Source organism: Helicobacter sp. MIT 21-1697 (genome assembly GCF_026241255.1).
Lineage (GTDB): Bacteria > Campylobacterota > Campylobacteria > Campylobacterales > Helicobacteraceae > Helicobacter_C.
In genome coordinates this window covers 24,110-49,818 of the sequence record NZ_JAPHNC010000003.1, presented here as the reverse complement: position 1 = coordinate 49,818, position 25,709 = coordinate 24,110, and the positions used below count along the sequence as shown (strand labels likewise).

Here is a 25,709-nt window from a genome sequence, read left to right as displayed (position 1 = left end):
GCTTTATTCTTACCTAAATATATTAGGCATTACCCCAATAACAAAGGGGTATCTCACCCCCATTTTATTTGAATCTCTTCCATAAGTTTGTTACACTCTTTTTGATGTGCTATCAACTCTTTGGTAAGCCTATCATCATCATTCATAATTGGAGCATTGATGACAACAACTAGAGTTTCTGCGAGCTGCATTAAAGTTTTAAGTTCTCTATGTTCTTCTGCGTTCCAAGAGTTTTTAATATCAGTTACCCCTTTGTTTTCCATAATGCCCTCAATCTTTTCAAGTGAGATGTCAAATACAACTCTACTTTCCCTAAGAGTACTTCGTTTTTCTTTAGCTTTTTTTGAGAGTTGTTTCCACACAAGACCCTGTGCTTCCATAGTTTCGCAAACAGCTGATACAGTATCATAATATGAATAAGCATCATATTTTTTCTCCTCTGCTTTTGCTGCAAAAACAGAACCCATTACAGCAATCACAGGCGCAGCTACAATACCGCCTAGCACCATAGTGCCCCCAGCCATACCAAGCCCACCAGCTGCTAAACTTCCTCCTCCAAGCCAAGCTAATGTCGCATTTGTAGCAGCTACACCGCTTAAAGAAGCAATAGCTGTCCCAGTAGAAGCGCTTGCTAATAATCCAACTCCGCCATACATACCAAATCCAGTAAGAGCTCCAGCTAATGCTCCGCCAGTAAGTCCGCCAAGCGTTGTTTCTAATGAAACAATAGATTGTTGTGTATTAGCCAGTCCATCAAGGGTCTCTTGCCCTACTATATCTTGTAAATCTGCATTATCTTTAAGATGTAGCCTATCAACAATATCTGCATACCTTTGCAATTCATTTCTTACAATCTGCTCTTGAAGTAGCCCAAGCGACTCAAAACGCTTTTGTGCTTTCGCATTTTTAGAATCTAATCTAGCTTGTGCCTCATTAAACTTCTTTTTTGCCCTTTCGTGGTATGCTTCAGCCATTTGGCTATCATCATAAGCGTCAATGGCTTTTTTTACTCCATATCCAGCTGTCGCAAGGGCGACTCCTCCTAAAACAACAGGTATTAATGGTAATGGCATTTTATTCTCCTTATTTTTCTTTTATTGAGAATCCAATCTCGTTTCTCAAATCCTTATCTATACCCTCTTTTTCTTGCAATATGTTGCAAGATTCTATATTGAGTGCATAGAATTCCTGTTGAGTATAATGTTTAAAATATACTCTTTCAAACATCACATCAACCCTGCAAATATCTGGGCGGTTTTCATAAATCTTACATAAATTGCTCTGCATATCTAAAAATTTACAGATGCCATTGCCCAAATCAAAAGATTTAAGTTCTTTAATGCCGCTGATATTTTTACAACACGCACCGCAATTTGCGCAAGGAAAACTATCCAAACATTGCCCCCTTAAAAAATATCTAAACTTGCTATAACAAGTTGATAAACATATTGTATCAAATTAGAATAAAATTTACCTTATCATCACAAGTTGAAAAAATGCAAAAGATACAAGATGAATTTATAGACAATGCGTATAAAATCATAGGTTTAAATGTTAAAAAAGCGAGGGAGCTAAAGGGTCTAACGCAACTTGAACTTTCCTTAGCCATAGGGCATAAGTCTGTGAGTGTCATCTCTTGTGCTGAAATCTACCACAAAAAGCAGCATTTCAACATAGAACATCTACTCAAAATCGCTCAGGTTTTGGAGGTCAATATACAAAACTTCTTTGATGGTTTATAGAGGGCTATTAAAAAGCAAAATCTCAAACTTTTCACACAATATCGCCAAAACATAGTAGTTAAACAAAGTCAAGAAAAGCTAAAAGATTCTACAAAAGCTCCTATTCCTTAAACACAAGGCAATAGGAGCATAGGTAAAGATTCTGCAAATATAGAATCTTACGCACCTTGAGGGGCGGTAAAGACACTAAGAGGCTTTACTTCGCCCTCATATTTTTTGATATTTACAAGCCCTGTGTGTGCAATATTTCCATTAGCAAGAGGAGATGTAGGCATATCAAGTGTGAGGACATTAGGTGAGCCATTTTTGCATACACTGCCAATTTTTCCGGGTTCTTGTGGGTCATACCACGCTCCCTCACACAATCGCACAACACCTTGCTTAATCGCATCTGTTACAAAAGCACCAGCTAACACTTCGCCCCTTTGATTGCTCACGCTCACAATATCGCCTGTTTTAATGCCCTTATCTGCTGCATCTTTGGTATTAATCCAAATAGGCTCTTTATCAGCAATCGCATAATCTTTACGCAAAGAAGTATTCGCACATTGAGAATGTAGCCTTAACGCAGGGTGAGAGGTGATAAGTGCAAATTCGGCAGGTTTGTTTTCCATTCCTAGCCACTCAACAGGCTCAAGCCAAGTGGGGTGAGCAGGGCAGTGCGCATAATTATATTTTGCAATGCTTTGAGAGTAAATCTCAATTAAGCCAGATTCTGTGCCAAGGGGATTAAGGATAGGATCTTCTCTAAATTCTGCATATCGCACGAAATTTTCAGATTCTGATGGAATCTCAAATTTAAGTGGCTCATTTGCTTGCCAAAAGCTCTCAAAATCAGGCATTGTAACCATCAATCCTTCGGCTTGTTTAAGCGCTCCATCATAAAATTCTTTCAGCCATTGCATTTCATCTTTGCCTTCACTAAATGTGTCATACACGCCAAAAGCCTTAGCCAAATCACAAAACACTTGATAGTCATCACGAGCTTCAAATTGCTTTTGCACAAGCTGCTTCATTGGCACAATGTGCAAATTTGAATAATCCCCACTCATTGAAATATCATTGCGCTCATAACTTGTGGTAATAGGCATAACAATATCTGCAAATCGCGCTGTTGGTGTCCAATAAATCTCATTAACGACAATCGTTCTAGGTTTTTGCCACGCTTTAATAAGAGTATTTGTATCTTGATGATGCACGAGCGGATTGCCCCCAGCCCAATAGATAAAATCAATATCAGTATAAGTGATTTTCTTGCCATTATGCTCTATGCTCTTACCCGGATTAAGAAGTGCATCAGAAATGCGCGCAAGAGGAAAATTATTATCACTTCCTTGCATAAGCCATTCTGCACCGCTACTTCCTACATTACCAAGATTAATCCCACCAACCACAGGAGCAGTCGCCGTAGGAGAACCACCATTGCTATAATGATAAGACAAACCAAATCCGCCCCCGGGTAATCCAATTTGTCCTATCATACACGCTAGAGTTACCAAAGCCCAATGTGGCTGCTCTCCGTGATGAGCCCTCTGCATACCCCAGCCAGACATAAGCATAGTGCGATTATTAAAGAAAAGCTGTGCGAGAGATTCTATCTTTTGAGCAGAGATGCCACAAATTTTAGAAGCCCAAGCAGCATTTTTTGCTGTGCCATCATTTTGCCCTAAAAGATAGGCTTTAAACTGCTCAAATCCGGTAGTATAGTTCTCTATAAAATCTTTGTCATATTGATTGTGCTCAAGCATTGTATGCATAATACCCAACATTAAAGCCACATCGGTATTTGGCAATGGAGCTAACCACTCTGCACCCAAATAATCACAAGTCATATTGCGCACAGGGTCAATGCTTATAATATGTTTGCCAGATTTTTTAAGCTGCTCAAAAAAATCAAGTCCTGTGCCCTCGTTAAGCGTCCAAGCATTGCGCAATGTAGCCATAGGGTCAGCTCCCCAAATCACTACCACTTGACTATTATCTAGCACACTAGAAAAAGAGGTTTGCTGCTCATAGACTTCAATACTCCCCACTACATAAGGCATAATCACTTGTGAAGCGCCTGTGGAATAGTCCCCACTCACGCCCACATAGCCACCTGCCATACCCATAAATCGTTGCAATAAGATTCTCGCATTGTGCAAATTCCCACTACTTTTCCAGCCATAGCTCCCAGCAAACACACCCTCTTTACCCTTTTGCTTATAAGTAGCTTTAAGTTCCTTAGCAATAAGCGCAATCGCCTCATCATAGCTCACTCTCACCCATTCATCAGCTCCACGTAATTCAGGTTTAGGACTCGCAGGATTCTCCAAATAAGATTTTCTCACCATAGGATACTTAATGCGTGTAGGTGAGTAAATCAAATCAGGGATTGTGCTATGGAGCGGATTTGGCATAGAGTTTTTAAGTGCATTGCTACTTGAAATTACTTTGCCATCTTTAATCTTTGCCTTAAGAACCCCCCAATGTGCCCCTGTGATAACTTCACCATCAAGCACAAGATTCTCACTAAAATCTTTCACACCCGATTCTATGATTGCTTTTTTACTCTCGCTATCACAGCCCACAAAAGGCACAAGAGCAAATATTGCCAAACCTTTCCCCATTGCTTGAAGCACCTGTCGTCTGCTTAATGTATTCATTATTTCTCCTTTGGCATATCTTTAGCATTTTTTTGTAAGTATTGAGATACTAAGTATTCTTGGTCATTATCAAAACCTACACGCGTTTTCATTGACTTAATCACACTAGGCCACGCATTTGCGTTAAATTCCTTAGGCGGGTGCAAAGCGTGGCAAATAGAACAATTTGCAAAAAGCTCATTTGCCTCTTTATACAGCGGCTCAACACTTTCAACCAAATGCGTATCATCACTCCATAAATCCACGCTTGCAAGTTCCCATTCTTGTTTGCTTTCGCTTTCTTTAAAAGATTCTATGCTTTTAAAAGCCACACCCGCATTTTTAGAAAATCCTACATTAAGAATCCGCCGATTAGGCGCAAAATACAAGGCTGCTTGATTATTTACTTGTTTATAACCTTGAATGCGTAAAAGCACTTTGTTACCTTTGTGCTCTAGCACCTCAACTTGAGCTGTTGGCAAAAGCCTCCCCACAACCTTATCTCCACCCTCTTTGTAAAGTGATTTGACTTTGGAAGCATATTTTATCTCACTCCCTTGCACACATACAAATATGAGTGTTGCAAATGCGATTGGCTTTATTGACACATTCATATACCCTCCTTTTAAAACAATTTTAAGCTAAAAAGATACATTAAACTTGATAAAAATCAACTTAAAAGCGTTTTTTTTTTTTTGTAAAAATAAGGCTATTGGGGGCTATTTTCTGTGTCTTGGGCGTTATTATCTGTGGTATCTGATTGTGCATCTAGCGCATTTTCTTGAGGTTGATTCTGTGCTCTCTCATCTTGCACATTCGCATCTTGAGTATCTTGTATTTCATTTGTCTCTTGTGTATCTTGCGGTTTTCCCAAGGCTTTATCTTGTGGATTTGACATACGATTTGATTCTACTGCACGCATTTGAGAGGTAATTTTAGCAGCTTTCTGGTCATCCATTTTGCCCAAAACTTTTGCCACATCTTTGATTTCCATTTGGGAGAGAATCTCCACAGCTTCAGATTCTGGCATATCTGCAAGTATAGCAGCGACTTTGGCTTCTTTCATACCCTTATAAGCCTTGATAATCTTATCATCTTTTACTTCTTTAATTTGAGAGAGAATCTCCTCATTTTTAGCAATGAGCTGCTCTATTTCTTGCTGTTTTTGCTCTAAAGCCTCTGTATTTTTCTTATTTTGTTCTTCAATTTCAGCCTTTGATTTTTCTTGCTCCTGTGAAAAAAGCACAATTTTTTGGTCAATCTCTGCCTCTTTATCTTTAAGCTGACGCTCTTTTTCGTCAAGAAGCACTTGCGTAGCATTTTGGAGCACCTGCAAAGCTTGTTGGCGCTCATCAATCTCATCAAGCTGTGCTTTTACCTCACTTTTACGCGCTTCAAAAATAATACTGCAATCAAGAAGTTGAGAATCTACCCCTAAAGCTACATTGCACAAGAATGCACTTGCTATAATGCCACCTAGTGTTTTGTAGTAGATTCCCCCTTGTGTGTGATATATCATATCGCTCTGCCTCCTGCATTATTATAAAGCATTACTGCAATCTCATCAACTTCTAGCTTTTCTTTGTATTTGGCATTTTTTATCATCTCATTTTGCTCTTTTGTATCCAAAAAATGCACTTTCTCATACTCAATATTACACTTTTTGTATTGCTCCTGAAGCACTTTTCTTTGTGCAAAAAGAGTTTCAAGCTCATCACGAGCAAGATTTATATGAGCTAAAAGCATATTTTTAGTCTCCTCAAATGCCTTAAAAGCATAAAATGTTCCAGCTTGAGGTATCTTAAGTTGCAAAAAATCCTTTTGCAAATGCTCTATTTGTTTTTGCTTATGTGCAATTTTACTTTCATTTTGCATCATTGCGTGCTCACACATCTGCATATCTTTTTTGCGCAAAGAAACAATAGGAGCAAACTTTGTCTTCATACACTCTACCCTAACATAATAATATCATCGCGCTCTGGGCTTGTAGATACCATAGAAATCTTTACGCCAATAATCTTTTCAAGCTCTTTAATATAATGCTGCGCTTGTGAGGGCAAAGCGCTAAATGTGCGCACACCACAGGTTTTATCCCAACCTGCAAACTCGCGATAAATAGGCTTGACATTATCATAATCAGTAGGGATATAATCAATCTCTTTTCCCTCATATTCATAGCCTACACACACTTTCACGCGTTCAAATCCATCAAGCACATCAAGTTTCATAATACTTAAACTCTCACAACCATTGAGACGACAGGCATAACGCACAGCAACAGCATCAAACCACCCACATCGTCTCGCACGCCCAGTAGTTGTGCCAAACTCTCCACCTGCTTGACGCAATCTTTCGCCCAGCTCACCATCTTCTTGAGTTGGAAATATACCATTGCCTACTCTTGTGCAATATGCTTTTGCAACTCCAATCACGTGAGCAATATCACGCGGTGCTAATCCACTCCCGCTACACGCGCCTGAAGCGATTGTTGTTGAGCTTGTTACAAAAGGATAAGTGCCGTGATCAATATCAAGCATACTCCCTTGTGCGCCCTCACATAGAATCTTCTCGCCGCGATTTTGCGCTGCCCATAAAAGTTGGGTTGTATCTGTTACAAAAGGCAAAATCTGTGGCGCAATGGATTCTATGCGTTCCATTACACTTTGCACACTTGGTAGTTCCATATCATAAAGAGTTTGGACATATTGCAAATGCTGATAGATAGAATCAATTTTTTCTCTCAATGTAATTAAATTTTTTAAATCCATTAATCGGACGCCATTACGCGAAACCTTATCGCCATAGCAAGGACCAATCCCTTTGCCCGTAGTGCCAATAGCTGCGCTTTGTCGGCTTTTTTCTTTTGCAATATCTAATATCTCGTGATAGGGCAAAATAATATGCGCTTTATCGCTCACAAAAAGTCTTCCTTGCAGATTCCCAAAAGATTTACTTTCATTTAATAATTGTTCAAGATTAATCACAACGCCATTGCCAATGACATTCTTACATCGCTCATATAAAACACCAGAGGGCAATAAATGGAGTGCAATTTTTTTAGAATCTACGACAATAGTATGCCCTGCATTATGCCCGCCCTGATAGCGCACCACATAATCATATCCTCCAGCCAACGCATCAACTATTTTGCCTTTTCCCTCATCACCCCATTGAATCCCCACAATCAAATCAGCCATACATATCTCCCATTCATACCATAAAAATAAAGCTTAAGATAAGAGGCATTCTACTACCTCATCAGTATAGATTGCAAATCCGCAGGAAAATTGCTCATCTACACTATATTTGCCACCTTGCAATAAAGTTGAATTACCCACAAACATTCTAAAAAATAAATCTTCATAATATGGGCTAGGCGCAAAAAAAAGTGGGGAAAAGATAGTTTTCTCATATTCGCAATAACTTGCACATTCAAGCAGACGCTCTAACTCTTCTTTTAAAAATGCGGGTGCGTTTAAAATTGCCTTTTGCAAATCCTGCTTTGTTTTAATATGCACCAAATCTGCCATATATCCTTCCATTTGGAGCAATTTGCCGACATTTTGCAAGGCAAATACTTCTATATCCACATCGCTATGCTTGGCGCATAAAAGCGGAATCTTCATATTTGAGATTTGGAGATAAGGGGTGAGATTCAATGTTTGTAAAATACTCACGCCTAAGCACATAACAGGAGAGAGACTTTCTCCACCTAAATATTCTGCCCCAATTTGATGAATTTCAGTAGTAGGGTAGCTAAACACCGGCTGAATATAAAACCATTTCTTATGTGTGCTAGAGCGCATAATACGCTTAGTAACAATACGCATTGCATCAAGAGTCGTATCATAACGTAATCCAATTTGATGATTATTTTCACTGCTTAGACGCACAATCTCACGATTAAACATATCCCCCTGATGTTCTAAAAATGCAAATGAAGGCGTTACAATCTCTCTATAATCATTCTCATAAAATGCTTTAATGGCGCAAGATTCTATATCGCGCTTGAGCTTGGCAGACATATCAAAATAAAGCTTGCTTCCTTGCGGCAGTTCGTGCTCTAAAATCACAATGCACCTCTACAAATTTATTTTTATCTTTAAATTAAGATTCTTTATTCAAAAAGCCTAGATTATACCATAAAATAATTTTTGATGCGTATTTGCTTGAAAATGCTACACTCACGCATAAATTTCACAATTAAGGACATCAAGTGAAAGTTGCGTTACTTATGAGTGGAGGCGTAGATAGCTCCTATTGCGCTCACTTGCTCTCATCACAGGGCTATGAAGTCATAGGACTCTATCTCAAGCTCCATAACAAAAACAAAAAACACGATATTTATATCAAAAACTGCGAACAAGTCGCCGCACATTTGCATATTGATTTTCAGGTTGTTGATTTGCGCGAAGAGTTTAAAAAAAGCGTATATGATACATTTGTAAGCTCCTACAAAGAGGGAAAAACGCCTAATCCTTGTGCGATTTGTAATCCTTTGATGAAGTTTGGATTAGGGCTACAAAAGGCACAAGAATTGGGTTGCGATTATATCGCCACAGGGCATTATGCACAGATTAAAGAAGCAAATGGCATAAAGCGCATTGCAAAGGCGGTTGATGAGAGTAAAGACCAAAGTTACTTCCTCTATGCCTTGCCTCAAGAAGCCATTGATAGAATCATCTTTCCCCTAGGCGCACTTCTCAAAGAAGATATTAAAAAAACTGCACTTGAGCTTTTGCCCTTTCTAGGCACACTTCAAACTTATAAAGAATCTCAAGAAATTTGCTTTGTGGAAGAAAGCTATATTGATATTTTAAAACTCCACGAAAAAGTGGATAATGAAGGCATTGTGCGTGATAGCAATGGCAAAGCTATCGGCACACATAAAGGCTATATGCACTATACTATCGGCAAACGCAAAGGCTTTAGCGTTTTTGGCTCGCACGAACCTCACTATGTCAAAGCGATTAATCCACACAATAATGAAATCATTGTTGGCACAAAAGAAGAACTTGCCATAGATTCTATAAAAGCCCTTAATAAAAGCCTACCACAAGCCTTTAATGGAGGAGTGTATGATGTCAAAGTGCGCTACCGCTCTACACCACTTAAAGCGCAAATTGATATACAAGGCGATTACATTTATGCAAAACTTTTAGAATCTGCCTATGGTGTAGCACAAGGTCAAGCTCTTGTGTTGTATCAAGAAGATTGTGTTTTGGGTGGAGGGGTGATTACACAAGCGCAATAAAAAATCATTGATAAATTTAATTTTAAGATTTAAATTTTATAATTAGATTTTTATTTAAGTCAAAATCAGGGGGAATTTTGATGCATCGTTTCTGCGCGCCACGATTTTTGCCACAAATAGAATTGATTTTCAATAGACGATTTTGGTATATAGCATTAGTGAATGGGTTTATTTATGCTTTAGATATGTGGCTTTTAGTGGGGGGGGGGGCATAATGGAGATTCCCTGTTCTACTACACCTGCAAAAACATATTCAATAATGTTTTATTTGCATTTTGCATATTTTATTTTCTTTATTTGATTCCATTGAGTATTTTTCATAGAATCATAGAATATTTTTTAGTATTGTGTTTTTTTATCATAGGCTTGATTGAAATTTTCCTTGCACTTGTGTTTGAAACGCAATTTAATCCTATATTTTTTGGTATCACTCTCTCAACCAACCTTTTAGAAACACAAGAGTTTTTATCATTTTATGCCCTCTCCCCAAAGGTACTTTTTTCTTTCTTTGTGTTTAGCCTTTTAAGTTTTGTATTTTTATTTCCTAAATACAATATAATACACTTATTACATTTCACACTCAAATCTCATCATAGCCGCTTAATTGGGCTTATTTTATTTCTTGTTATCTTCATTGTCCTTACACCTAGAATCTATTCTGCTTCTTTACAAGGTTGGCTCAGTCAAAAAAACGCTCTTTTTCGCTATGGCAATGTAATTACGCTCACACTTATTGAAACAAATTCTTATATAACTCAATATAAAAATCTCTCCCAAACCTTAAAAGAAAATTTAGCACAAAGAGAGCAAAATGAGATTCTAAGCAATACGCTTGAGCTCCCTACCATTGTGCTCATTATTGGAGAATCTACCCAGCGCAATTATATGTCGCTGTATAACTATGCTCTGCCCACTACTCCTAAGCTTAATGCACTTGTCAAAAGCGGTAACCTCATCGTCTTTGATGATGTCATATCTCCACATTCACATACAAATCAAGCGTTGCAAAAAGTGCTTACCTTTAGCAATTATGAAAATACACAAATCCCTTGGTTTATGCAGCAAAATATCCTTGATATTCTCAACCTTGCAGGATATAAAACCCATTGGTTGAGCAATCAAGAAATGGTTTCTATCTATGGCAATGTGCCTGAAGTGATTTCACAAAGAGCGCAATATACCGCCTTTAGTTCCAAAAATGATAGTTATAGGGCTGGGAATTTATATGATGGCATCTTGTTATCTATGCTTCAAGATGTGCCTCCATCTGAAAATACGAAAAATTTTTACGCATTCCATTTAATGGGAACGCATATGACATATAGACATCGCTATCCAAAAGCATTCGCGCAATTTTCTCCACAAACTTTAAAAGCACACAATCTTGATACATTTGTGCATTCACACCAAAAGCTTGATGATTCTCAACTTGAAACAAAATCTCACTATCTTAACGCTATTTTGTATAATGACTATGTTGTAAGCTCTATTATAGAATCCTTTGCAGACAAAGAGGCTCTCATCATTTATTTAAGCGACCACGGCGATGAAGTCTATGATTTTCGTGATTTTGCCGGACATAATGAATCAATGGGTTCGCGCTTTATGATAGAAGTGCCTTTTATGGTATATATGAGTGAAGGATTCAAAGAAAAATATCCCGATATTTTTACCAAAGTGCAGCAAGCAAAAGATAAACCTTTTATGAGCGATGATTTTATCCATTCTTTCCTTGATTTGTTGGGCATTGTGAGCAAAGATTCTGTATCCTCACGCTCTATCTTTAGCCCAAGCTATAACCAAAACCGAGCGAGAATCTTTAGCGGCAAAGATTATGATAGGGATTTAAAAATACACAATACTTTTAAGTATAATGAAGTCTCTATCGTGCCATCACGCTTATGGCTTCATCGTGTTGATGAGAAGGCAAAATTTGAAGATTTTAAAGAAAAATATCGTGGTTTTGAAATTGATGTGCATTTTTTAGCAAATCCTACGCCATATTTTGATGTCGGGCACGATGGAGAAGATTCAAGCATAAATCTCAACCTTGCAGAAATGTTTGCCCTTATACAAAAGCAAAATATTCAACATTTAAGCGGGGGGGGGGGATAAGATAAATCTTTGGATTGATTTTAAAAATTTAAGTGAGGAAAATAAACACGCCGCCCTTTTAGAAATGCAGCGGCTTTGCTTAACTTATGACATTTCACCCTCACAGCTTATCATTGAAAGCCACAATTATAAATCCCTTGATGTCTTTAAAAGACAAGGATTTTTCACAAGCTACTATGTGCCCTATTATGAATCTAAGATTTTAGAAACAAAAGCTCAAACAATCCGCGATGAAATACACACAATCGTTCAAAGCGGCAATATAAGTGCCTTGAGCTTTCCTTATTATTTGTATGATTTTATTAAAGATTCTCATTTTGGATATTATGAAAATAGTCAATGGGTAGATATGCCATTGCTTACTTGGAATGAGGGGCAAGATTGGTGGCAAAATATGCAAACACAAGCATTTTTTGACCCTCAAGTAAAGGCTATTCTCGTAGGCGAACAAGGCTTATATCGGTGATAAGATTCTGCAACTAGCATATTTCAAGTTTGCTATACTATTTATATAATTCTTAATTTATAATGGTTGGAGAGAGAAAATGAAAATCTTGGGTTTTGATATAGGCATTACAAGCATTGGTTGGGCATATGTGGAGGATAATGAACTCAAAGATTGTGGAGTGAGAATCTTCACTAAAGCAGAAAATCCAAAAAATGGTGATTCGCTTGCTACTCCGCGCAGAGAGGCACGAAGTGCAAGGAGGAGACTAGCGCGGAGAAAGACTAGACTTAATGCGATTAAAAGACTACTTTGCAAAGAATTTGAGCTAAATTTAAGCGATTATCTTGCTACCGATGGTGCGCTGCCAAAGGCTTACGAGACTACAAAAGATACCAAAAGCCCCTATGAATTACGCACTTTAGCCTTAAGCCAAAAGCTAGAAGCTAAAGAGTTGGCACGAGTGATTTTGCATATCGCTAAACATCGTGGCTATGGGAATAAACACGCAAAAATAGGGAATGATAAAGATTCTGGAAAAGTGCTAAGTGCGATTAAAACAAATGAAACAGCTATGAACGACAAGCATTATCAAAGCGTGGGTGAATACCTCTATAAAGAGTTTTATCAAGTTGCTAAAGAGGGAAGCAAGGACTTTAAAAATGTGCGCAATAAAAGAGAAAATTACGAGCATTGTGTGGCACAAGAGCAAGTAAAGGCAGAGTTAGAGCTGATTTTTCAAAAGCAAAAAGGGTTTGGCGCGAAATTTAGCGAAGATTTTGAAAAGAAAATCATAGAAACCGCCTTTTACCAAAGGGATTTAAAAAGCTTTGAGGATAAAGTGGGCGAATGCACCTTTATTAAGGAGGAAAAGAGAGCTGCTAAAGAAACTCTAAGTGCTATGGAGTTTGTCGCACTCACGCGCATTATCAATGCCCTAAAGAATCTTGAAGAAAAAAGCAAAAATCTTGGCATTGGCGAAGTGTATGGAAAAGAAAAAATCCAAGAGATTTTGCAAATCGTGCTAGATAAAGGCGAGATAAGCTATAAAAAATTGCGTGAGATTTTAAGTCTTGATGAGCGGGTGTTGTTTGCTAAAGATTCTAAGCTTGATTATACAAAAGGAGTGCAAGAAGCTGAAAAGATAGAGTTTATTAAGTTTAAAAATCTTAAAGCTTTCAAAAAAGCAATGGGTGGAGATTTTAGCAAGTTTGCTCGTGAGGAACTAGATAGAATCGCTACCGATATTGCTTTAATCAAAAGCAAAGAAAATTTAGCTAAAAAATTGCAAAACTATTCCGCATTAAGCAAGGAGCAAATAGAATCTTTAAGCAATCTTAACTTTTCAAAACATATTGATTTGAGCCTCAAGGCACTGAATAAGATTCTGCCCTTTATGCGGGAGGGAATACGCTATGATGAGGCGGTGAAAGCAGCGGGATTACAAGAGTGCAGGAAGCATACACAAAAAGGCTTATTCTTGCTCCCACTTCAAGAGTATGAACCCTATCTCGCAAATCCTGTTGTTGCACGCGCACTAAGTGAGTATCGCAAGGTGCTAAATGCCCTGCTTAAAAAATATGGAAAAGCGCATAAGATTCACTTAGAATTTACGCGTGAGGCAAAGCTAAGCTCAAAAGAGAGACAAAAGTATGAGAAAGAGCAAAAAGAGCATTTTGACGCAAACCAAAAAGCAATGCAGCAATGCGAGATTCTAGGATTGCCCATTAATGGCACAAATATTCTTAAAATGAAGCTTTGGATAGAACAAAAAGAGAGTTGTGCGTATAGTGATAAAAAGATTACCGAAAGTCATTTAAGGGATTCTAATGCCTTACAGGTTGATCATATTTACCCCTACTCACGCAGCTTTGATGATAGTTACAATAACAAAGTGCTTGTTTTCACTCAAGAAAATCAAAACAAGGGCAACAAAACGCCTTTTGAAGCCTTTGGAAATGATAAAGAAAAATGGGAGAAAATTCTAAGCCTTAGCGCGAAGCTGCCTAAACAAAAGCAAAGTAGAATCTGTAATGAAAACTTTAAGGATAAGGAAGCAGGATTTCTTGCGAGAAATCTCAATGATACGGGTTATATCGCGAGGTTGGCTAGTCAATGGACGAAAAATTGCCTAGAGTTTGAAAAACTAAGCGAAAATGAAGTAACCATTGCTGGGGACAAGGGGAGCAAGGTGCATATAGAGGTAGTAAGTGGAAACTTGACTGCAACTTTGCGGCATTATTGGGGATTAGGCAATAAAGATAGAAATACCCACCTGCACCACGCCCTAGATGCAATCATCTTAGCCTACACAAATGCACAGACGATTAAGTCATTTTCAGATTTTAAAAAGAACCAAGAGCAAAATAGGGCGAAATTCTATGCGAAACAAATGGCAGAATCTGATTACAAGCAACAAAGAGCATTTTTTAAGCCTAAGGATTTTAGACAAAAAGTTTTAGATAAAGTGGATTCTATCTTTGTCTCTAAGCCTCCTAGAAAAAGGGCAAGAGGAGCTTTACACGAGGAGACATTCTATTCTTTTGAGGACGAAAAACTTTTAAAAAGTTATGGAGGGCAAAAAGGAGTAGAAAGGGCAATAGAGCTAGGCAAAATCCGCCAAGTAGGCACAAAGATTGTGAGTAATGGCGCAATGGTGCGCGTGGATATTTTTAAGGATAAAAAAGGTAAATTTTATGGTGTGCCAATTTATACAATGGATTTCGCACTTGGAATCCTGCCTAATAAAGCAGTAGTGCAGGGCAAAAAAGATGGGGTGATTAAAGATTGGATAGAAATGGATTCTAACTATACATTTTGCTTTTCACTCTTTAAGGATGATTTAATCTTAGTGCAGAAAAAGGAAATGGAAAAGGCAGAGTTGTGCTATTTTGTAAGTTTTGGCTCTGCCAATGCACAAATTAATGTAGAAAAACATAACAATAAATTTGAGGGTTTGAGCGAGAATGAAAAATTACTCTATTCTAATGCTACACCAAAAGAAGTGGTAGGCAAAAGCATAGGAATCCAAAATCTTAAAACCTTTGAAAAATACCAGGTCTCACCCTTAGGTGAAGTTGAAATCGCACCAAAGCAAGAGCGACAGAGCATTGCACTAAAATCTAGTCCAAAAGATTCTAAAAAGAAAAACAATGTTTGATGCCGCGTTTCGCACACTTTTTCTAAGCACCCCTGCAAGGCTAAGCCTAGCAGATAAACATCTTTGCATTGCCCAAAAGGACAAAGAGAGCGTAAGGATTCCACTTGTAGATATTTTATGTGTGATGTTAGAATCTCATCAAATCACACTTACCAACGCACTGCTAAATGCGTTTGCTTTGCATAAAATCATTGTTTTTACCTGCAATGAATCGCATTTGCCAAGTGGGTTATTTATGCCATTTTTAGGGCATTATAGGAGCTTAAGTGTGTTGCAATCTCAAATAGAACTAAGCAAACAAAGAAAGGCGATTCTGTGGCAGCAAATCATCAAGGCAAAGATTACCAACCAAGCACGACTGCTTCAAATGTGTGGCTTAGCAGAATCTGCACAATTAGAATCCCTTGCCAAAAACGTGCAGCTTGGAGATTCTTATAATAACGAAGCCAAAGCAGCAGCAATCTATTTCAAAGCACTTTTTGGTAAAGACTTCTCTCGCAAAGTGCAGATTTTTGAGGATAGTAAAATGGGAACGATAAATGCTGCACTTAATTATGCTTATGCACTGACAAGAGGGGTTATCACAAGAAGCCTTTGCGCAAGTGGGCTTAATCCTGCACTTGGGATAAATCACAAAAATCAGTTTAATGCGTTTAATCTTGCAGATGATTTGATAGAGCCTTATCGCCCTTTTGTGGATTCTATTGTCGTGCAAATGGTTGAGATTGGGGAATTGGGGGAGAGTTTAAGTTTGCAAAATCGCGTGAAGCTAGTAGATATTTTGCAGAGTGCGGTTATTGTAGAGAATAAGCTTTATCCACTTAGTCGCGCAGTAATAGTGAATGTGCAAAGTGTAGTGAAATGCGTTGAGACAGAACATCTTAAGCTTAAACTGCCGCTATTTTGCAAGGAAAAGAGTAATGGAAGAAAAATTTATGAGAGTGCTAGTGATGTTTGATATGCCAACTTGCAGCAAAAAAGAACGTAAAGATTATGCAAGATTCCGCAACAATCTTATTAAAGATGGCTTTATGATGTTGCAATATAGTGTGTATATGAGAATCTGCAAAGGTGTAGCAAGTGCCAATAATTATTTGGATAAGGTGGGTTTGATTGTGCCTCCCAAAGGGCATATTAGGGCTTTGATTCTTACTGAAAAGCAATTTGATAATATGCGATTGCTACTTGGAACAAGAAGTGAAAATGAAAAAGCCAACGCACCAAGACAGCTTACGCTTTTTTGAAAGCTAGATTTGACACTAAAAGATTTGCAGTTAAAGATATTTTAGAGACTAAATTAACTTTTTAAGTAAGAAATAATATTTATAAAATAATTCGGGTGAGCTTAGGGATTAACTAGGCTAACACCCTTGTGTTAGCTTAACCCTGCGGGAAGCTCACTTCCCTTATTCTAGCCACTTATTAAATTCTTTGAAAGGATTATACCCAAACTTTCTTAAGCTATATATATTAGAATATTTTAGACTTTTGAATCTTTCAAATATCCTAAAACAAAGCCTTCCAGCTACCATATTTTAGCATAAAAGAATTTAAAAAGCGGCTAAAACTTGCGAGCTTGAAGCGGTCGGTCATTCGGAATTTTAGCATAAAAGAATTTAAAAAGCGGCTAAAACGGTAATGAGGGTTTTACAAAAATGCCCAATATTTTAGCATAAAAGAATTTAAAAAGCGGCTAAAACCAATTTAGAGCACTTAAAGGTATCAAAAGAATTTTAGCATAAAAGAATTTAAAAAGCGGCTAAAACCCTATGGCTTGGTGTGCTCGCGTCTCTATTATTTTAGCATAAAAGAATTTAAAAAGCGGCTAAAACTTATGACTGCAGACTTGCAAACACAAAGAGATTTTAGCATAAAAGAATTTAAAAAGCGGCTAAAACATTGCCAATGGTATAATCTACACCACCTGTATTTTAGCATAAAAGAATTTAAAAAGCGGCTAAAACCGCAGCAATGACGTAGGTATTAATGCTTTGATTTTAGCATAAAAGAATTTAAAAAGCGGCTAAAACAGGGGGTTCAAAAGGGGGTTCAAGGCATCTATTTTAGCATAAAAGAATTTAAAAAGCGGCTAAAACTTGTTGTTGCCTCATATAGTGGTGGTGGTTATTTTAGCATAAAAGAATTTAAAAAGCGGCTAAAACGCTCACACAATGATTAAGCCCCCTCTTAGGATTTTAGCATAAAAGAATTTAAAAAGCGGCTAAAACCTTTTGATACTGATGGTTCACGTAAAAGTGAATTTTAGCATAAAAGAATTTAAAAAGCGGCTAAAACAATTGCAAAAGATGCTTTAAGTAAAAATCCATTTTAGCATAAAAGAATTTAAAAAGCGGCTAAAACTTTTTGTTGCTTTGCCATTTTTTACTCCTTAATTTTAGCATAAAAGAATTTAAAAAGCGGCTAAAACTTTCTACATGAGATATGCTACGCACTTCTTATTTTAGCATAAAAGAATTTAAAAAGCGGCTAAAACTGAGAAATATGGATTTGTTCCAGCTTATATGATTTTAGCATAAAAGAATTTAAAAAGCGGCTAAAACATAGAATATCAGTTGTTGCAAATGTTGAATATTTTAGCATAAAAGAATTTAAAAAGCGGCTAAAACCTGTGGCTAGGCGTTATCGCGTCTCTATTGATTTTAGCATAAAAGAATTTAAAAAGCGGCTAAAACAAAGGATTTGTAATGGCATATAGAAGAAAAATTTTAGCATAAAAGAATTTAAAAAGCGGCTAAAACTTTATTGCGATAACGCCCTAAATCTATTACATTTTAGCATAAAAGAATTTAAAAAGCGGCTAAAACTATTTGTTTCTCCAACATATCATTACTTGAATTTTAGCATAAAAGAATTTAAAAAGCGGCTAAAACCATAAGTTTCTCTCTCTTTTTTATACACATATTTTAGCATAAAAGAATTTAAAAAGCGGCTAAAACTTTCCACTTACACTCCTTTTTTCAATTCATATTTTAGCATAAAAGAATTTAAAAAGCGGCTAAAACTACTACATTGACGAGACAAATCATTACAAAATTTTAGCATAAAAGAATTTAAAAAGCGGCTAAAACGTAATCCCAGCATTCAAATACCTTGAAAAAATTTTAGCATAAAAGAATTTAAAAAGCGGCTAAAACTTATTTACGTATAGGGTGCACAGCTTTTGAATTTTAGCATAAAAGAATTTAAAAAGCGGCTAAAACTGTGTATGATGGAACCTGCTACTGCAATTTATTTTAGCATAAAAGAATTTAAAAAGCGGCTAAAACTATCATTAGTGCTTCCATTTATTTACTCCTATTTTAGCATAAAAGAATTTAAAAAGCGGCTAAAACCATAAACTCTTCACCACTTACAACCCTTTCATTTTAGCATAAAAGAATTTAAAAAGCGGCTAAAACACACCGCTATTCGTGTCGTGCCCAAAGTGGATTTTAGCATAAAAGAATTTAAAAAGCGGCTAAAACCCAATTTTTTCTTTTTTAGTTCATTATCTAATTTTAGCATAAAAGAATTTAAAAAGCGGCTAAAACTTCATTGCTTCTTGAATAGAGAGCATATCGATTTTAGCATAAAAGAATTTAAAAAGCGGCTAAAACCCTTTACTTCAGATATGGAAAATCAGCTTGATGAAATTGCTTGTGGCAAAAAAAGCTATGTTGATTTTATGAAAACCATTCATTCAAAAATGAACTTTATGCCTCTTAAAGTAGAGCCTAAAGAGAAAAAAGACTATCCACCAAGTGAGGCACAAATGAAGTTTTGCAAAGATATATCTGCTACGCTTAAGATTCCAATGCCACAAGGTATTGAAAAGGATTATCGCATTGCACGAAAATTCATTGATGAGAATTGTAAAAAAATGCCTAAAAAAGAGAAACAATGAAAAAACATCAAAGTGAGCTAGAATATCTTGCCTATAAACTTATTCCTATCCTTGAAAAAGAAAAGGCAAAAAACAAACAAGACTATCATTACCGCTATTTGCTTGGCACTCTGCGCTATATTCTTAAAAATTTTAACGCACATAAGCAAAAAAGCAAAAGATTCCATTAATGCCATCTCAAGATTTAACTAAGCTCCCCTTGCACGAGATATTACTTGCTAATGGCTTTGAAATTGATAGAAATAAAAGTTCAAAAAACTACCCTGCACTCATCAACAAAGATAAAGATATAAAAATCATTGTATCTAAAAAAGGAGAGAATTACCTTTATTTTAATCGCCACGATGATTTTGATAGGGGCAATATCATATCCTTTGCACGCAATCACGGATATGATTTGCACCAAATGGTGGCAAATTTTGATAAGAGTATTCATACAGCCAAACACTATAATCACAATTTCTTTTCGCAATCCCACACACAAATGAGCGAGTTAAATGCACTAAAAAGCTATAAGAACTTCACTCAAGCTAATGTCAAAGACAATAAACTTTTAGAACTTAGAGGTTTTGATAAGGAATTTCTTACTCAATATCAAGGCTTTATCAAAGAAGATACTTATCATAATATCATTATTCCAAATTACAAACTTCAGCATATCAATAAAGACTTCACAGATGAAAATAGAATCTTGCTAGGCATTTGTGGCTATACTAAAAGGTTATCACTTCCCATTACACAAGATAGAGAGGGAAATCAACTTGATAAGCCAATCAAAAACATTCAATATGGGAGCAAGGGCATAGAGATTCTCAATATCAATAAAGAATCAAATGACATTCAAAACATCATTATTACAGAATCTATCTTTGATTCTCTCTCCTTTGCACAAATAAAAGATTATAAAGCCAATGAGACTATGCTTTTATCAACAGCAGGACAATTTAGTGAAAATACCAAGCAGGGCTTAGAATATCTGATAAAAAAGGCTCATAATGCAAAAATTACGCTTGCTTTTGATAATGATGAAAAAGGACAAACTCTAAGTCAAAATATGCAAAAGTTAGTATTTGAGGCAAAAAAGCAATTTCCTATCGTTTATACTCCTTTTTGTAAAGATTGCAATGATGATTTAAAGCTTAGAAATATCACAGGTTTGCAAAAACTCAATAAGCACACTTATAAAGATTGGATAGATATGCAGATTCTTAAATATGGCAGAATAAACGATACACAAAAAAATGCTAATCTTTTAAAGACTATACGCAAAGCCGATACGCTTAAAGCACTTCCAAAAGAAAGCAAAGAAGCTTTTAATAAAAAACCAAAGCATAAGGCAATTAAATCGCTTTAATACTCTTTATCTTTTTAAGGGAATAAATGCGTGTGAATGTCTTGTATTAGGCATTTACAGGCTCTTGTTTGTTTTATAATATCCACATAAAACAAAAGGAGTAAGAGATGAAAACATTACGCAGAGCTTCAAATACAAGAAGCAATAAAGAGCTTGTGAGTATGCAAGTAATGGCTTTTTTAAATTCACTTGATTGCAGAGATGATTTTTTGGTAAAGAAAATAAGACGAACAAAGGAGTTTAAGGCTTTTATTTATCAAAAAGAGATTTTAGATTTAATCCCTCCCTTTCCTTATTTCAAAAAGTGATTAAGCTCTATAAAGAGCTTTTTTGATATGATATTATTAGTTAAAGGAGCAAAAATGAAAAACTTAACATTGCGTCAAAGCTCAATTTTGCTTATTGAAAACTTTGTGAATAAGTATTTTCAATTCAAAGATGAAGCACAAAGGCAACAAACAATACAAGAGAGCATACAAATAGCACAGGCACTTATACAAGATGTAAGTAATGATAGTGCCTTAAGTATAGATGAACTCAAAGATGAAGCTATTGAAAAAATTAGAGGGGAGCTTGCAACAAAAGATTTTGTGCGAGCAGAAATAGCGGAAGCCAAACAAGAACTCAAGCTTGAAATGGCAAAGTTAAGGCAAGAGTTGAAGCTTGAAATAGCAGAAGTAAGGCAAGAGTTGAAGCTTGAAATAGCAGAAGTAAAATCAAGTATGATTAAATGGGTTGTGGGTGTTGGTGTATCAGCAGCCCTCCTTTCAGTAAGTGCAAATGCTACCCTTATAATGTTTTTGCTCCAACAACTTAAGCCCTAAGCACAAAAGGGCTTAACCTCTTTCCCTTAAAATACACATTTTTCATTCTCCTTAAAAAGTGTGTATTTTTAAAATCAAGTTTTTTATTATGATTGCATATCTATTCCATTTGAAAGGATTTGCAATGTCTTTTATGCAGCACTTAAATGATGTGCAGAGCGAAGAAATAATGAATGAATTTAAACGATTTTTCCATTTTTTAATGCCTGAAGATAGAGATATATTTTTAAAAAAGCTTATTCAGGCAGTAGAGGAGGTTAAAAAAGAGCAAGAATTACAAAATCAATCTCCACAAAATGAGCAAACACAGACAAATGAAAACATAGAAAAAGAACAGAGCGAACTAAAAAATCCTCAAGAGCAAATACAAAATTTAGCTCAATCCAAAGAATCTAAAGAGCATCTTCAAGATATTCCAAATGCAGAACTTGACAAAGAAATGGAACGCTCAGAATCTATGCCCATAGAAAAAGTAGAAAATCTACTTGCTTTTGATGAGAAAATTCAAAATGCCTTAAGTGAATTTACACTTAAACATCAAAATGAACTTTTAGAAATGGGGATTTTAAAAAATGATGAACAACAAGAGGGTGTGAGTATTTATAATAATGACTTTTTACTTGATAAAGAGGAGCTTAAAGCCTTAAAATTTGATTATGATAATGCTTCAAATAAAGCAGAGTGGCAGCCAAAAACAGGCTTTGATATAGAAAAAATAAGACAAAAGCACCACAACTCCCAAAATTTCATTGATAGCTTTATGAAAGAAGTAAAAGAGGAATTAGGACATACACCATCAATGGAGCAAGACAAAAAACTCAATCCAAATACTTACTTCACTGATTTGGTAGATTGGTTTGAAAAGAAAAAGATAGAGAATCTTGATATGCCCATTAGCAAAGAAGCATTTAAAGAAGAGTTTTTTGAGTATTGTAAAAATGGTATGGGAGAAAATGAAATGAAGATTCTGCTCATCTTGCAAAACAAAGAACCAAGCATACTGAGCAAAGAACATAAAGATATGATAGAGCAAGGATTAAAATACAATCTCCAAAATAATAAGCTGCTTGATAAAGGATTAGAATCTGCTATCACTGCAAGTGTAGGTGAAAAAGTTAGCAATGAAAATGCGAATGAGTTTGTAAAAACAGCCCTTAAAATGAAACAATCAGAAAATACTATTGATAAGCGTATGAGTGAAGAAGCAAACAAGAAAATAGCACAAAAAATCAAAGAAAACTCACCAAATCTTTGGCAGGAAACAAATAAAAAGCTCAATGCTATTATTGAGAATAAAACTTTATCACTTGAAAAAAGTGCGCTCTCTCATCAACTAGGGCGTTAAATGAATATCAAAGGCAAAATCTCTGCATTATTTGGTGGATTCACAAAGCAAGAGAGCAATCAACATAACAAAGAACACAATCAAAAACAAAATAAAGATTCTACTCCACATAAAGATTCTCTTACTCCACAAGAAAATATACAACATTCAGCCAACAATGGTGATGAATTTGCTACAATACTCACCCATATAATGCAGGAGCAAGAAAATGAACAAACACATACAAGCACCACACAAGAACGCCCATATCTCAATACCCACAGAGAAGGGTTTGGAGATGTTAAGACAATTAATCCTGAAAGCACACGGCAATCCAAAGAAAATGGCATTCTTGGAAGCAGAAATACCACCTCATATTATGGAAGCAGTAGTGCAATACTCGGAGGAGAGAGCAGAGAAAGCGGAGGCATTAGCCGAACGAGCGGAAGCATTGGAAGAATCTATCAAAGCGCGGATAGCTTCAGAATCAATGAAGCAAACGCCTTAAGTGCTATTGAGACAGAACTTAGTCTTATTGAAAAACAAAGAGCTATTAAGCTCTATATTAAAAATCAAAATCTTGTGCCTCAAAAAGAGGTAGAGAAAACCATAGATAATACACAATCAAATAAACAATCTACCAAATCCACAAAAACAAAAATATCAAACAATAAATCCCACAATTATAGGAGATAGCTATGTCCAAAAAACATCTTACACTTATTTTATCCGCTCTTTGTGTCATTATTGCAATTATAAATCAATTCTTTGGCTATAACCTCGCTTATATAGAGGGCAAATCCATCACAGGCAAGATTATAAAAGTTGCTGATGGTGATACACTTACACTCTTATACAATAAAGAAAAGTTAAAAATTAGATTCTATGGGATTGATGCACCTGAATCTAAACAGAGCTTTGGTAAAGCCTCAAAAGATAATCTCTTAAAACTCTGCCCTCTTAATTCTCAAGCAACAATTAAAATCAAAGATAAAGATAAATACAACAGAATTGTAGGCATAGTCTTTTGTAATGGCATTGATGTTAATGCCAATCAAGTAGAAAATGGTTTAGCGTGGGCATATAAAGAATACTCTTTAGCCTATGTGCATTTAGAAATACAAGCAAGACTAGCTCACAAAGGCTTATGGAGTGAAGAAAATCCTATAAAACCTAGCATTTATAGAAAACAAATATCCCAATATAAGGAGTGGGCAAATGCTCATATACCAAGAGATGAGATAAGGAGGAGTAAATGAAACTAAAAGATTTTGATTCACTTGAAAAATCTTTTATAGCAGAAATTTTCTACTTAAGTTTAGAAAGAAGCTACAATAGAATTGGTATAGAGTATGGGAACTTTGATACAGGATATTCGTTTTTTATCCCCCGAAAATACAAAATCAAAAATAAAAATGGGCAATGGGGAGATTGTAATACAATATTTTCTCTTTTTGAACTTTCCTTTATTTTTGACTTTAAATTTGAAGTCATCGGCAATATCCACGAGAATAAAGAGTTATTAAAGACTAGATAATGCAAACCAATACAAGCCTCATTAAAGACTATATTCCTTTGGATTTTAATTCTCTTAGTCAAGACACACTAAAGAAACACCCTCTCTGTTTTGATTTAAAGCAATGGCGAAAGGATAGTCATTTCTTATTCTTTTTAGAGAGTATCAAACAAGAATATTCTGTTTTACTCTATGAGTTACCCATTGATGATTCTCCAAAGATTTTAATTCTCCCCAAATCTCTCCTTATCTTTATGGAGAAAGTCTTAGAAGCAAATAAGGATTTAAAATTTGAATTTAGCTTTTGTAATTTTGAGGGAGAGGAAAATATCTTTTATGGACTTGATTATGATAGCACGAATAAAGATATTTTTCTTTATAAAAAGAAAATCTATTTTAAAAGAATAGAGAATCATTTTAAACTTGAATCTGAATTTTGGCAAAAAAATCAAAACTTCATCATTAAAGAAGACGATAGTATTATACTAGGTAATTTTAATTTAAACACTTATAGAAACTCAAAGATTTTTATTAAAACCAATCGTTGTGATTATCTCTTTAGCGATAAACTTTTAAAAACCTATTTTTTAGCAAGAATTTCTACACCTATCATTAAAGATTTACATCTCTTACCCTACTTTGTTTTATCTAGCTTGAGACTAGAGTTTAATCTTTTAAAGAATGCAAGAGTAATTCAAGAAGTAGTAGAAAATACTCTAAAGACTAAAATCCCTTTTAATCTCAATAAGCTCAACTTATTTATGGCTTTATCCTTTGGAGTTTCTTTACCTTTCATAGAGGAAAAAGAAAGAAATAAGATATATCAATTCTTATTAAGCTATAAGATGAATGATTGTAAGAATGAATTTTTTAAATCTTGCAAACAAGTTTTTTATAAGAGAAAGAAGTTTAATTGCTTTAATCTATGTTATCTTTATTTGCTAGAGAAAATTAATCCAAGTAAGGAAGAGAATAGACAATTACTAAAAGACTATGTAGAATTAGTCTATCAAACAAAATCTACCTTCAATCTTAAGATTCAATCCATTAAAAGAATAAAACAAGAACACGATGTATTAGTAAAAGAACTAGAGAAAAGCAAGATTCCAAAGAATAAAAAACTTAAAATTAGTGCAGAGTTTATCCATTTAAACCTACCTCAAAACTTCACACTTTTAAAAACAGAAAAAGAGCTTTATTTACAAGGGCAAAAACAACATAATTGTGTTTGGACAAGAAAAAATAGAATCAATCAAGGATTAAGTGCCATTTATAATTTAAATTATAAGAAGAAGGATTATACCTTAGAGATTGAAAAGAAAAGAAAGCAATTTGCAATCTTTGAATTAAAGGGTAGATACAACCAACACCCAACAAGAGAGGTTCTCTCTTATGTGAGAAATCAATTAAAAGAATTAAATACTTGAAAATATTAAGAAAGAAACAT

26 protein-coding genes and 1 CRISPR repeat array are annotated in these 25,709 nt (G+C 35.5%); of the genes, 18 read left to right on the top strand and 8 right to left on the bottom strand.

The genetic code is table 11. The annotated features are described in order from the left end of the window. Positions 1 to 53 precede the first annotated feature (53 nt). Positions 54 to 1,073, bottom strand: coding sequence for a hypothetical protein (locus OQH61_RS03750; RefSeq protein ID WP_266025958.1), 1,020 nt, complete (start codon positions 1,071 to 1,073; stop codon positions 54 to 56). Positions 1,074 to 1,083: 10 nt separating this feature from the next. Then, the gene (locus OQH61_RS03745; RefSeq protein ID WP_266025957.1) at positions 1,084 to 1,395 is read right to left on the bottom strand and encodes a YkgJ family cysteine cluster protein; all 312 of its coding nucleotides are present in this window, start codon (positions 1,393 to 1,395) and stop codon (positions 1,084 to 1,086) included. 101 nt (positions 1,396 to 1,496) lie between these two features. Here OQH61_RS03745 and OQH61_RS03740 point away from each other — a divergent pair, with 101 nt between their 5' ends. Beyond that, positions 1,497 to 1,742 carry a helix-turn-helix domain-containing protein gene (locus tag OQH61_RS03740; protein WP_266025956.1) on the top strand — a complete coding sequence of 82 codons (246 nt, stop codon included), beginning with the start codon at positions 1,497 to 1,499 and terminating at the stop codon, positions 1,740 to 1,742. 158 nt (positions 1,743 to 1,900) lie between these two features. On the opposite strand, the gene OQH61_RS03735 is transcribed toward OQH61_RS03740, so the two are convergent. The 6 genes from OQH61_RS03735 to OQH61_RS03710 form a co-directional block, all read right to left on the bottom strand. Further along, entirely contained in the window at positions 1,901 to 4,387 is a 2,487-nt protein-coding gene (locus OQH61_RS03735; RefSeq protein ID WP_266025955.1) for a molybdopterin guanine dinucleotide-containing S/N-oxide reductase, read from the bottom strand. Beyond that, positions 4,387 to 4,980 carry a heme-binding protein gene (locus OQH61_RS03730; RefSeq protein WP_266025954.1) on the bottom strand — a complete coding sequence of 198 codons (594 nt, stop codon included), beginning with the start codon at positions 4,978 to 4,980 and terminating at the stop codon, positions 4,387 to 4,389. Before OQH61_RS03730 ends, OQH61_RS03735 begins: the two co-directional genes overlap by 1 nt. A 95-nt stretch (positions 4,981 to 5,075) precedes the next feature. Beyond that, entirely contained in the window at positions 5,076 to 5,885 is an 810-nt protein-coding gene (locus tag OQH61_RS03725) for a MotE family protein (protein ID WP_266025953.1), read from the bottom strand. After that, the gene (locus OQH61_RS03720; RefSeq protein WP_266025952.1) at positions 5,882 to 6,310 is read right to left on the bottom strand and encodes a flagellar export protein FliJ; all 429 of its coding nucleotides are present in this window, start codon (positions 6,308 to 6,310) and stop codon (positions 5,882 to 5,884) included. The genes OQH61_RS03725 and OQH61_RS03720 overlap by 4 nt, the downstream gene beginning before the upstream one ends. Positions 6,311 to 6,315: 5 nt before the next feature. Continuing rightward, positions 6,316 to 7,569 (bottom strand): adenylosuccinate synthase, encoded by a 1,254-nt coding sequence (locus OQH61_RS03715; RefSeq protein WP_266026135.1) that lies wholly within the window; start codon positions 7,567 to 7,569, stop codon positions 6,316 to 6,318. A 27-nt stretch (positions 7,570 to 7,596) separates the two neighbouring features. Then, positions 7,597 to 8,439, bottom strand: a complete 843-nt coding sequence (locus OQH61_RS03710) for an ATP phosphoribosyltransferase regulatory subunit (RefSeq protein WP_266025951.1) — start codon at positions 8,437 to 8,439, stop codon at positions 7,597 to 7,599. 143 nt (positions 8,440 to 8,582) lie between these two features. Here OQH61_RS03710 and mnmA point away from each other — a divergent pair, with 143 nt between their 5' ends. The 17 genes from mnmA (at position 8,583) to OQH61_RS03625 (ending at position 25,689) form a co-directional block, all read left to right on the top strand. Then, positions 8,583 to 9,620: a tRNA 2-thiouridine(34) synthase MnmA gene (gene mnmA / locus OQH61_RS03705; RefSeq protein ID WP_266025950.1), complete on the top strand. Its 1,038-nt coding sequence runs from the start codon at positions 8,583 to 8,585 to the stop codon at positions 9,618 to 9,620. Between the two features lie 80 nt (positions 9,621 to 9,700). Continuing rightward, positions 9,701 to 9,835 (top strand): hypothetical protein, encoded by a 135-nt coding sequence (locus OQH61_RS03700; protein ID WP_266025949.1) that lies wholly within the window; start codon positions 9,701 to 9,703, stop codon positions 9,833 to 9,835. A gap of 91 nt (positions 9,836 to 9,926) precedes the next feature. After that, positions 9,927 to 11,735, top strand: a complete 1,809-nt coding sequence (locus OQH61_RS03695) for a phosphoethanolamine transferase (RefSeq protein ID WP_266025948.1) — start codon at positions 9,927 to 9,929, stop codon at positions 11,733 to 11,735. A gap of 64 nt (positions 11,736 to 11,799) precedes the next feature. Beyond that, positions 11,800 to 12,201, top strand: coding sequence for a hypothetical protein (locus OQH61_RS03690; protein WP_266025947.1), 402 nt, complete (start codon positions 11,800 to 11,802; stop codon positions 12,199 to 12,201). 79 nt (positions 12,202 to 12,280) lie between these two features. Then, positions 12,281 to 15,340: a type II CRISPR RNA-guided endonuclease Cas9 gene (cas9, locus tag OQH61_RS03685; RefSeq protein ID WP_266025946.1), complete on the top strand. Its 3,060-nt coding sequence runs from the start codon at positions 12,281 to 12,283 to the stop codon at positions 15,338 to 15,340. Then, complete coding sequence (gene cas1, locus OQH61_RS03680) at positions 15,333 to 16,298, top strand: type II CRISPR-associated endonuclease Cas1 (protein WP_266025944.1); 966 nt, start codon at positions 15,333 to 15,335, stop codon at positions 16,296 to 16,298. Before cas9 ends, cas1 begins: the two co-directional genes overlap by 8 nt. Further along, on the top strand, positions 16,261 to 16,584 hold the full coding sequence (cas2, locus tag OQH61_RS03675) for a CRISPR-associated endonuclease Cas2 (RefSeq protein WP_266025943.1): 324 nt from the start codon (positions 16,261 to 16,263) through the stop codon (positions 16,582 to 16,584). The genes cas1 and cas2 overlap by 38 nt, the downstream gene beginning before the upstream one ends. Positions 16,585 to 16,872: 288 nt before the next feature. Next, positions 16,873 to 18,957: a CRISPR direct-repeat array (repeat unit 36 nt; unit sequence ATTTTAGCATAAAAGAATTTAAAAAGCGGCTAAAAC). A 14-nt stretch (positions 18,958 to 18,971) separates the two neighbouring features. Beyond that, positions 18,972 to 19,244, top strand: a complete 273-nt coding sequence (locus OQH61_RS03670; protein WP_266025942.1) for a hypothetical protein — start codon at positions 18,972 to 18,974, stop codon at positions 19,242 to 19,244. Continuing rightward, entirely contained in the window at positions 19,241 to 19,414 is a 174-nt protein-coding gene (locus tag OQH61_RS03665) for a hypothetical protein (protein ID WP_266025941.1), read from the top strand. The genes OQH61_RS03670 and OQH61_RS03665 overlap by 4 nt, the downstream gene beginning before the upstream one ends. Continuing rightward, complete coding sequence (locus tag OQH61_RS03660) at positions 19,414 to 20,598, top strand: toprim domain-containing protein (RefSeq protein ID WP_266025940.1); 1,185 nt, start codon at positions 19,414 to 19,416, stop codon at positions 20,596 to 20,598. Before OQH61_RS03665 ends, OQH61_RS03660 begins: the two co-directional genes overlap by 1 nt. A gap of 107 nt (positions 20,599 to 20,705) precedes the next feature. After that, entirely contained in the window at positions 20,706 to 20,906 is a 201-nt protein-coding gene (locus OQH61_RS03655) for a hypothetical protein (RefSeq protein ID WP_266025939.1), read from the top strand. Between the two features lie 54 nt (positions 20,907 to 20,960). Next, the gene (locus OQH61_RS03650; RefSeq protein WP_266025938.1) at positions 20,961 to 21,422 is read left to right on the top strand and encodes a hypothetical protein; all 462 of its coding nucleotides are present in this window, start codon (positions 20,961 to 20,963) and stop codon (positions 21,420 to 21,422) included. A gap of 124 nt (positions 21,423 to 21,546) precedes the next feature. Further along, positions 21,547 to 22,767, top strand: a complete 1,221-nt coding sequence (locus OQH61_RS03645) for a hypothetical protein (RefSeq protein ID WP_266025937.1) — start codon at positions 21,547 to 21,549, stop codon at positions 22,765 to 22,767. Beyond that, complete coding sequence (locus tag OQH61_RS03640; protein WP_266025936.1) at positions 22,768 to 23,442, top strand: hypothetical protein; 675 nt, start codon at positions 22,768 to 22,770, stop codon at positions 23,440 to 23,442. A 2-nt stretch (positions 23,443 to 23,444) separates the two neighbouring features. After that, positions 23,445 to 24,005 carry a thermonuclease family protein gene (locus OQH61_RS03635; RefSeq protein WP_266025935.1) on the top strand — a complete coding sequence of 187 codons (561 nt, stop codon included), beginning with the start codon at positions 23,445 to 23,447 and terminating at the stop codon, positions 24,003 to 24,005. Next, positions 24,002 to 24,283, top strand: a complete 282-nt coding sequence (locus tag OQH61_RS03630; protein ID WP_266025934.1) for a hypothetical protein — start codon at positions 24,002 to 24,004, stop codon at positions 24,281 to 24,283. Before OQH61_RS03635 ends, OQH61_RS03630 begins: the two co-directional genes overlap by 4 nt. Further along, complete coding sequence (locus OQH61_RS03625; RefSeq protein WP_266025933.1) at positions 24,283 to 25,689, top strand: PcfJ domain-containing protein; 1,407 nt, start codon at positions 24,283 to 24,285, stop codon at positions 25,687 to 25,689. Before OQH61_RS03630 ends, OQH61_RS03625 begins: the two co-directional genes overlap by 1 nt. Positions 25,690 to 25,709 lie beyond the last annotated feature (20 nt).

What these genes read in the sequence shown, in the direction of transcription:
- OQH61_RS03750 (WP_266025958.1), bottom strand. Translation starts at nt 1,073, where the DNA reads ATGCCATTACCATTAATACCTGTTGTTTTAGGAGGAGTCGCCCTTGCG.
- OQH61_RS03740 (WP_266025956.1), top strand. Translation starts at nt 1,497, where the DNA reads ATGCAAAAGATACAAGATGAATTTATAGACAATGCGTATAAAATCATA.
- OQH61_RS03735 (WP_266025955.1), bottom strand. Translation starts at nt 4,387, where the DNA reads ATGAATACATTAAGCAGACGACAGGTGCTTCAAGCAATGGGGAAAGGT.
- OQH61_RS03730 (WP_266025954.1), bottom strand. Translation starts at nt 4,980, where the DNA reads ATGAATGTGTCAATAAAGCCAATCGCATTTGCAACACTCATATTTGTA.
- OQH61_RS03725 (WP_266025953.1), bottom strand. Translation starts at nt 5,885, where the DNA reads ATGATATATCACACACAAGGGGGAATCTACTACAAAACACTAGGTGGC.
- OQH61_RS03720 (WP_266025952.1), bottom strand. Translation starts at nt 6,310, where the DNA reads ATGAAGACAAAGTTTGCTCCTATTGTTTCTTTGCGCAAAAAAGATATG.
- OQH61_RS03700 (WP_266025949.1), top strand. Translation starts at nt 9,701, where the DNA reads ATGCATCGTTTCTGCGCGCCACGATTTTTGCCACAAATAGAATTGATT.
- OQH61_RS03690 (WP_266025947.1), top strand. Translation starts at nt 11,800, where the DNA reads ATGCAGCGGCTTTGCTTAACTTATGACATTTCACCCTCACAGCTTATC.
- cas9 (WP_266025946.1), top strand. Translation starts at nt 12,281, where the DNA reads ATGAAAATCTTGGGTTTTGATATAGGCATTACAAGCATTGGTTGGGCA.
- cas1 (WP_266025944.1), top strand. Translation starts at nt 15,333, where the DNA reads ATGTTTGATGCCGCGTTTCGCACACTTTTTCTAAGCACCCCTGCAAGG.
- cas2 (WP_266025943.1), top strand. Translation starts at nt 16,261, where the DNA reads ATGGAAGAAAAATTTATGAGAGTGCTAGTGATGTTTGATATGCCAACT.
- OQH61_RS03670 (WP_266025942.1), top strand. Translation starts at nt 18,972, where the DNA reads ATGGAAAATCAGCTTGATGAAATTGCTTGTGGCAAAAAAAGCTATGTT.
- OQH61_RS03665 (WP_266025941.1), top strand. Translation starts at nt 19,241, where the DNA reads ATGAAAAAACATCAAAGTGAGCTAGAATATCTTGCCTATAAACTTATT.
- OQH61_RS03660 (WP_266025940.1), top strand. Translation starts at nt 19,414, where the DNA reads ATGCCATCTCAAGATTTAACTAAGCTCCCCTTGCACGAGATATTACTT.
- OQH61_RS03655 (WP_266025939.1), top strand. Translation starts at nt 20,706, where the DNA reads ATGAAAACATTACGCAGAGCTTCAAATACAAGAAGCAATAAAGAGCTT.
- OQH61_RS03650 (WP_266025938.1), top strand. Translation starts at nt 20,961, where the DNA reads ATGAAAAACTTAACATTGCGTCAAAGCTCAATTTTGCTTATTGAAAAC.
- OQH61_RS03645 (WP_266025937.1), top strand. Translation starts at nt 21,547, where the DNA reads ATGTCTTTTATGCAGCACTTAAATGATGTGCAGAGCGAAGAAATAATG.
- OQH61_RS03640 (WP_266025936.1), top strand. Translation starts at nt 22,768, where the DNA reads ATGAATATCAAAGGCAAAATCTCTGCATTATTTGGTGGATTCACAAAG.
- OQH61_RS03635 (WP_266025935.1), top strand. Translation starts at nt 23,445, where the DNA reads ATGTCCAAAAAACATCTTACACTTATTTTATCCGCTCTTTGTGTCATT.
- OQH61_RS03630 (WP_266025934.1), top strand. Translation starts at nt 24,002, where the DNA reads ATGAAACTAAAAGATTTTGATTCACTTGAAAAATCTTTTATAGCAGAA.
- OQH61_RS03625 (WP_266025933.1), top strand. Translation starts at nt 24,283, where the DNA reads ATGCAAACCAATACAAGCCTCATTAAAGACTATATTCCTTTGGATTTT.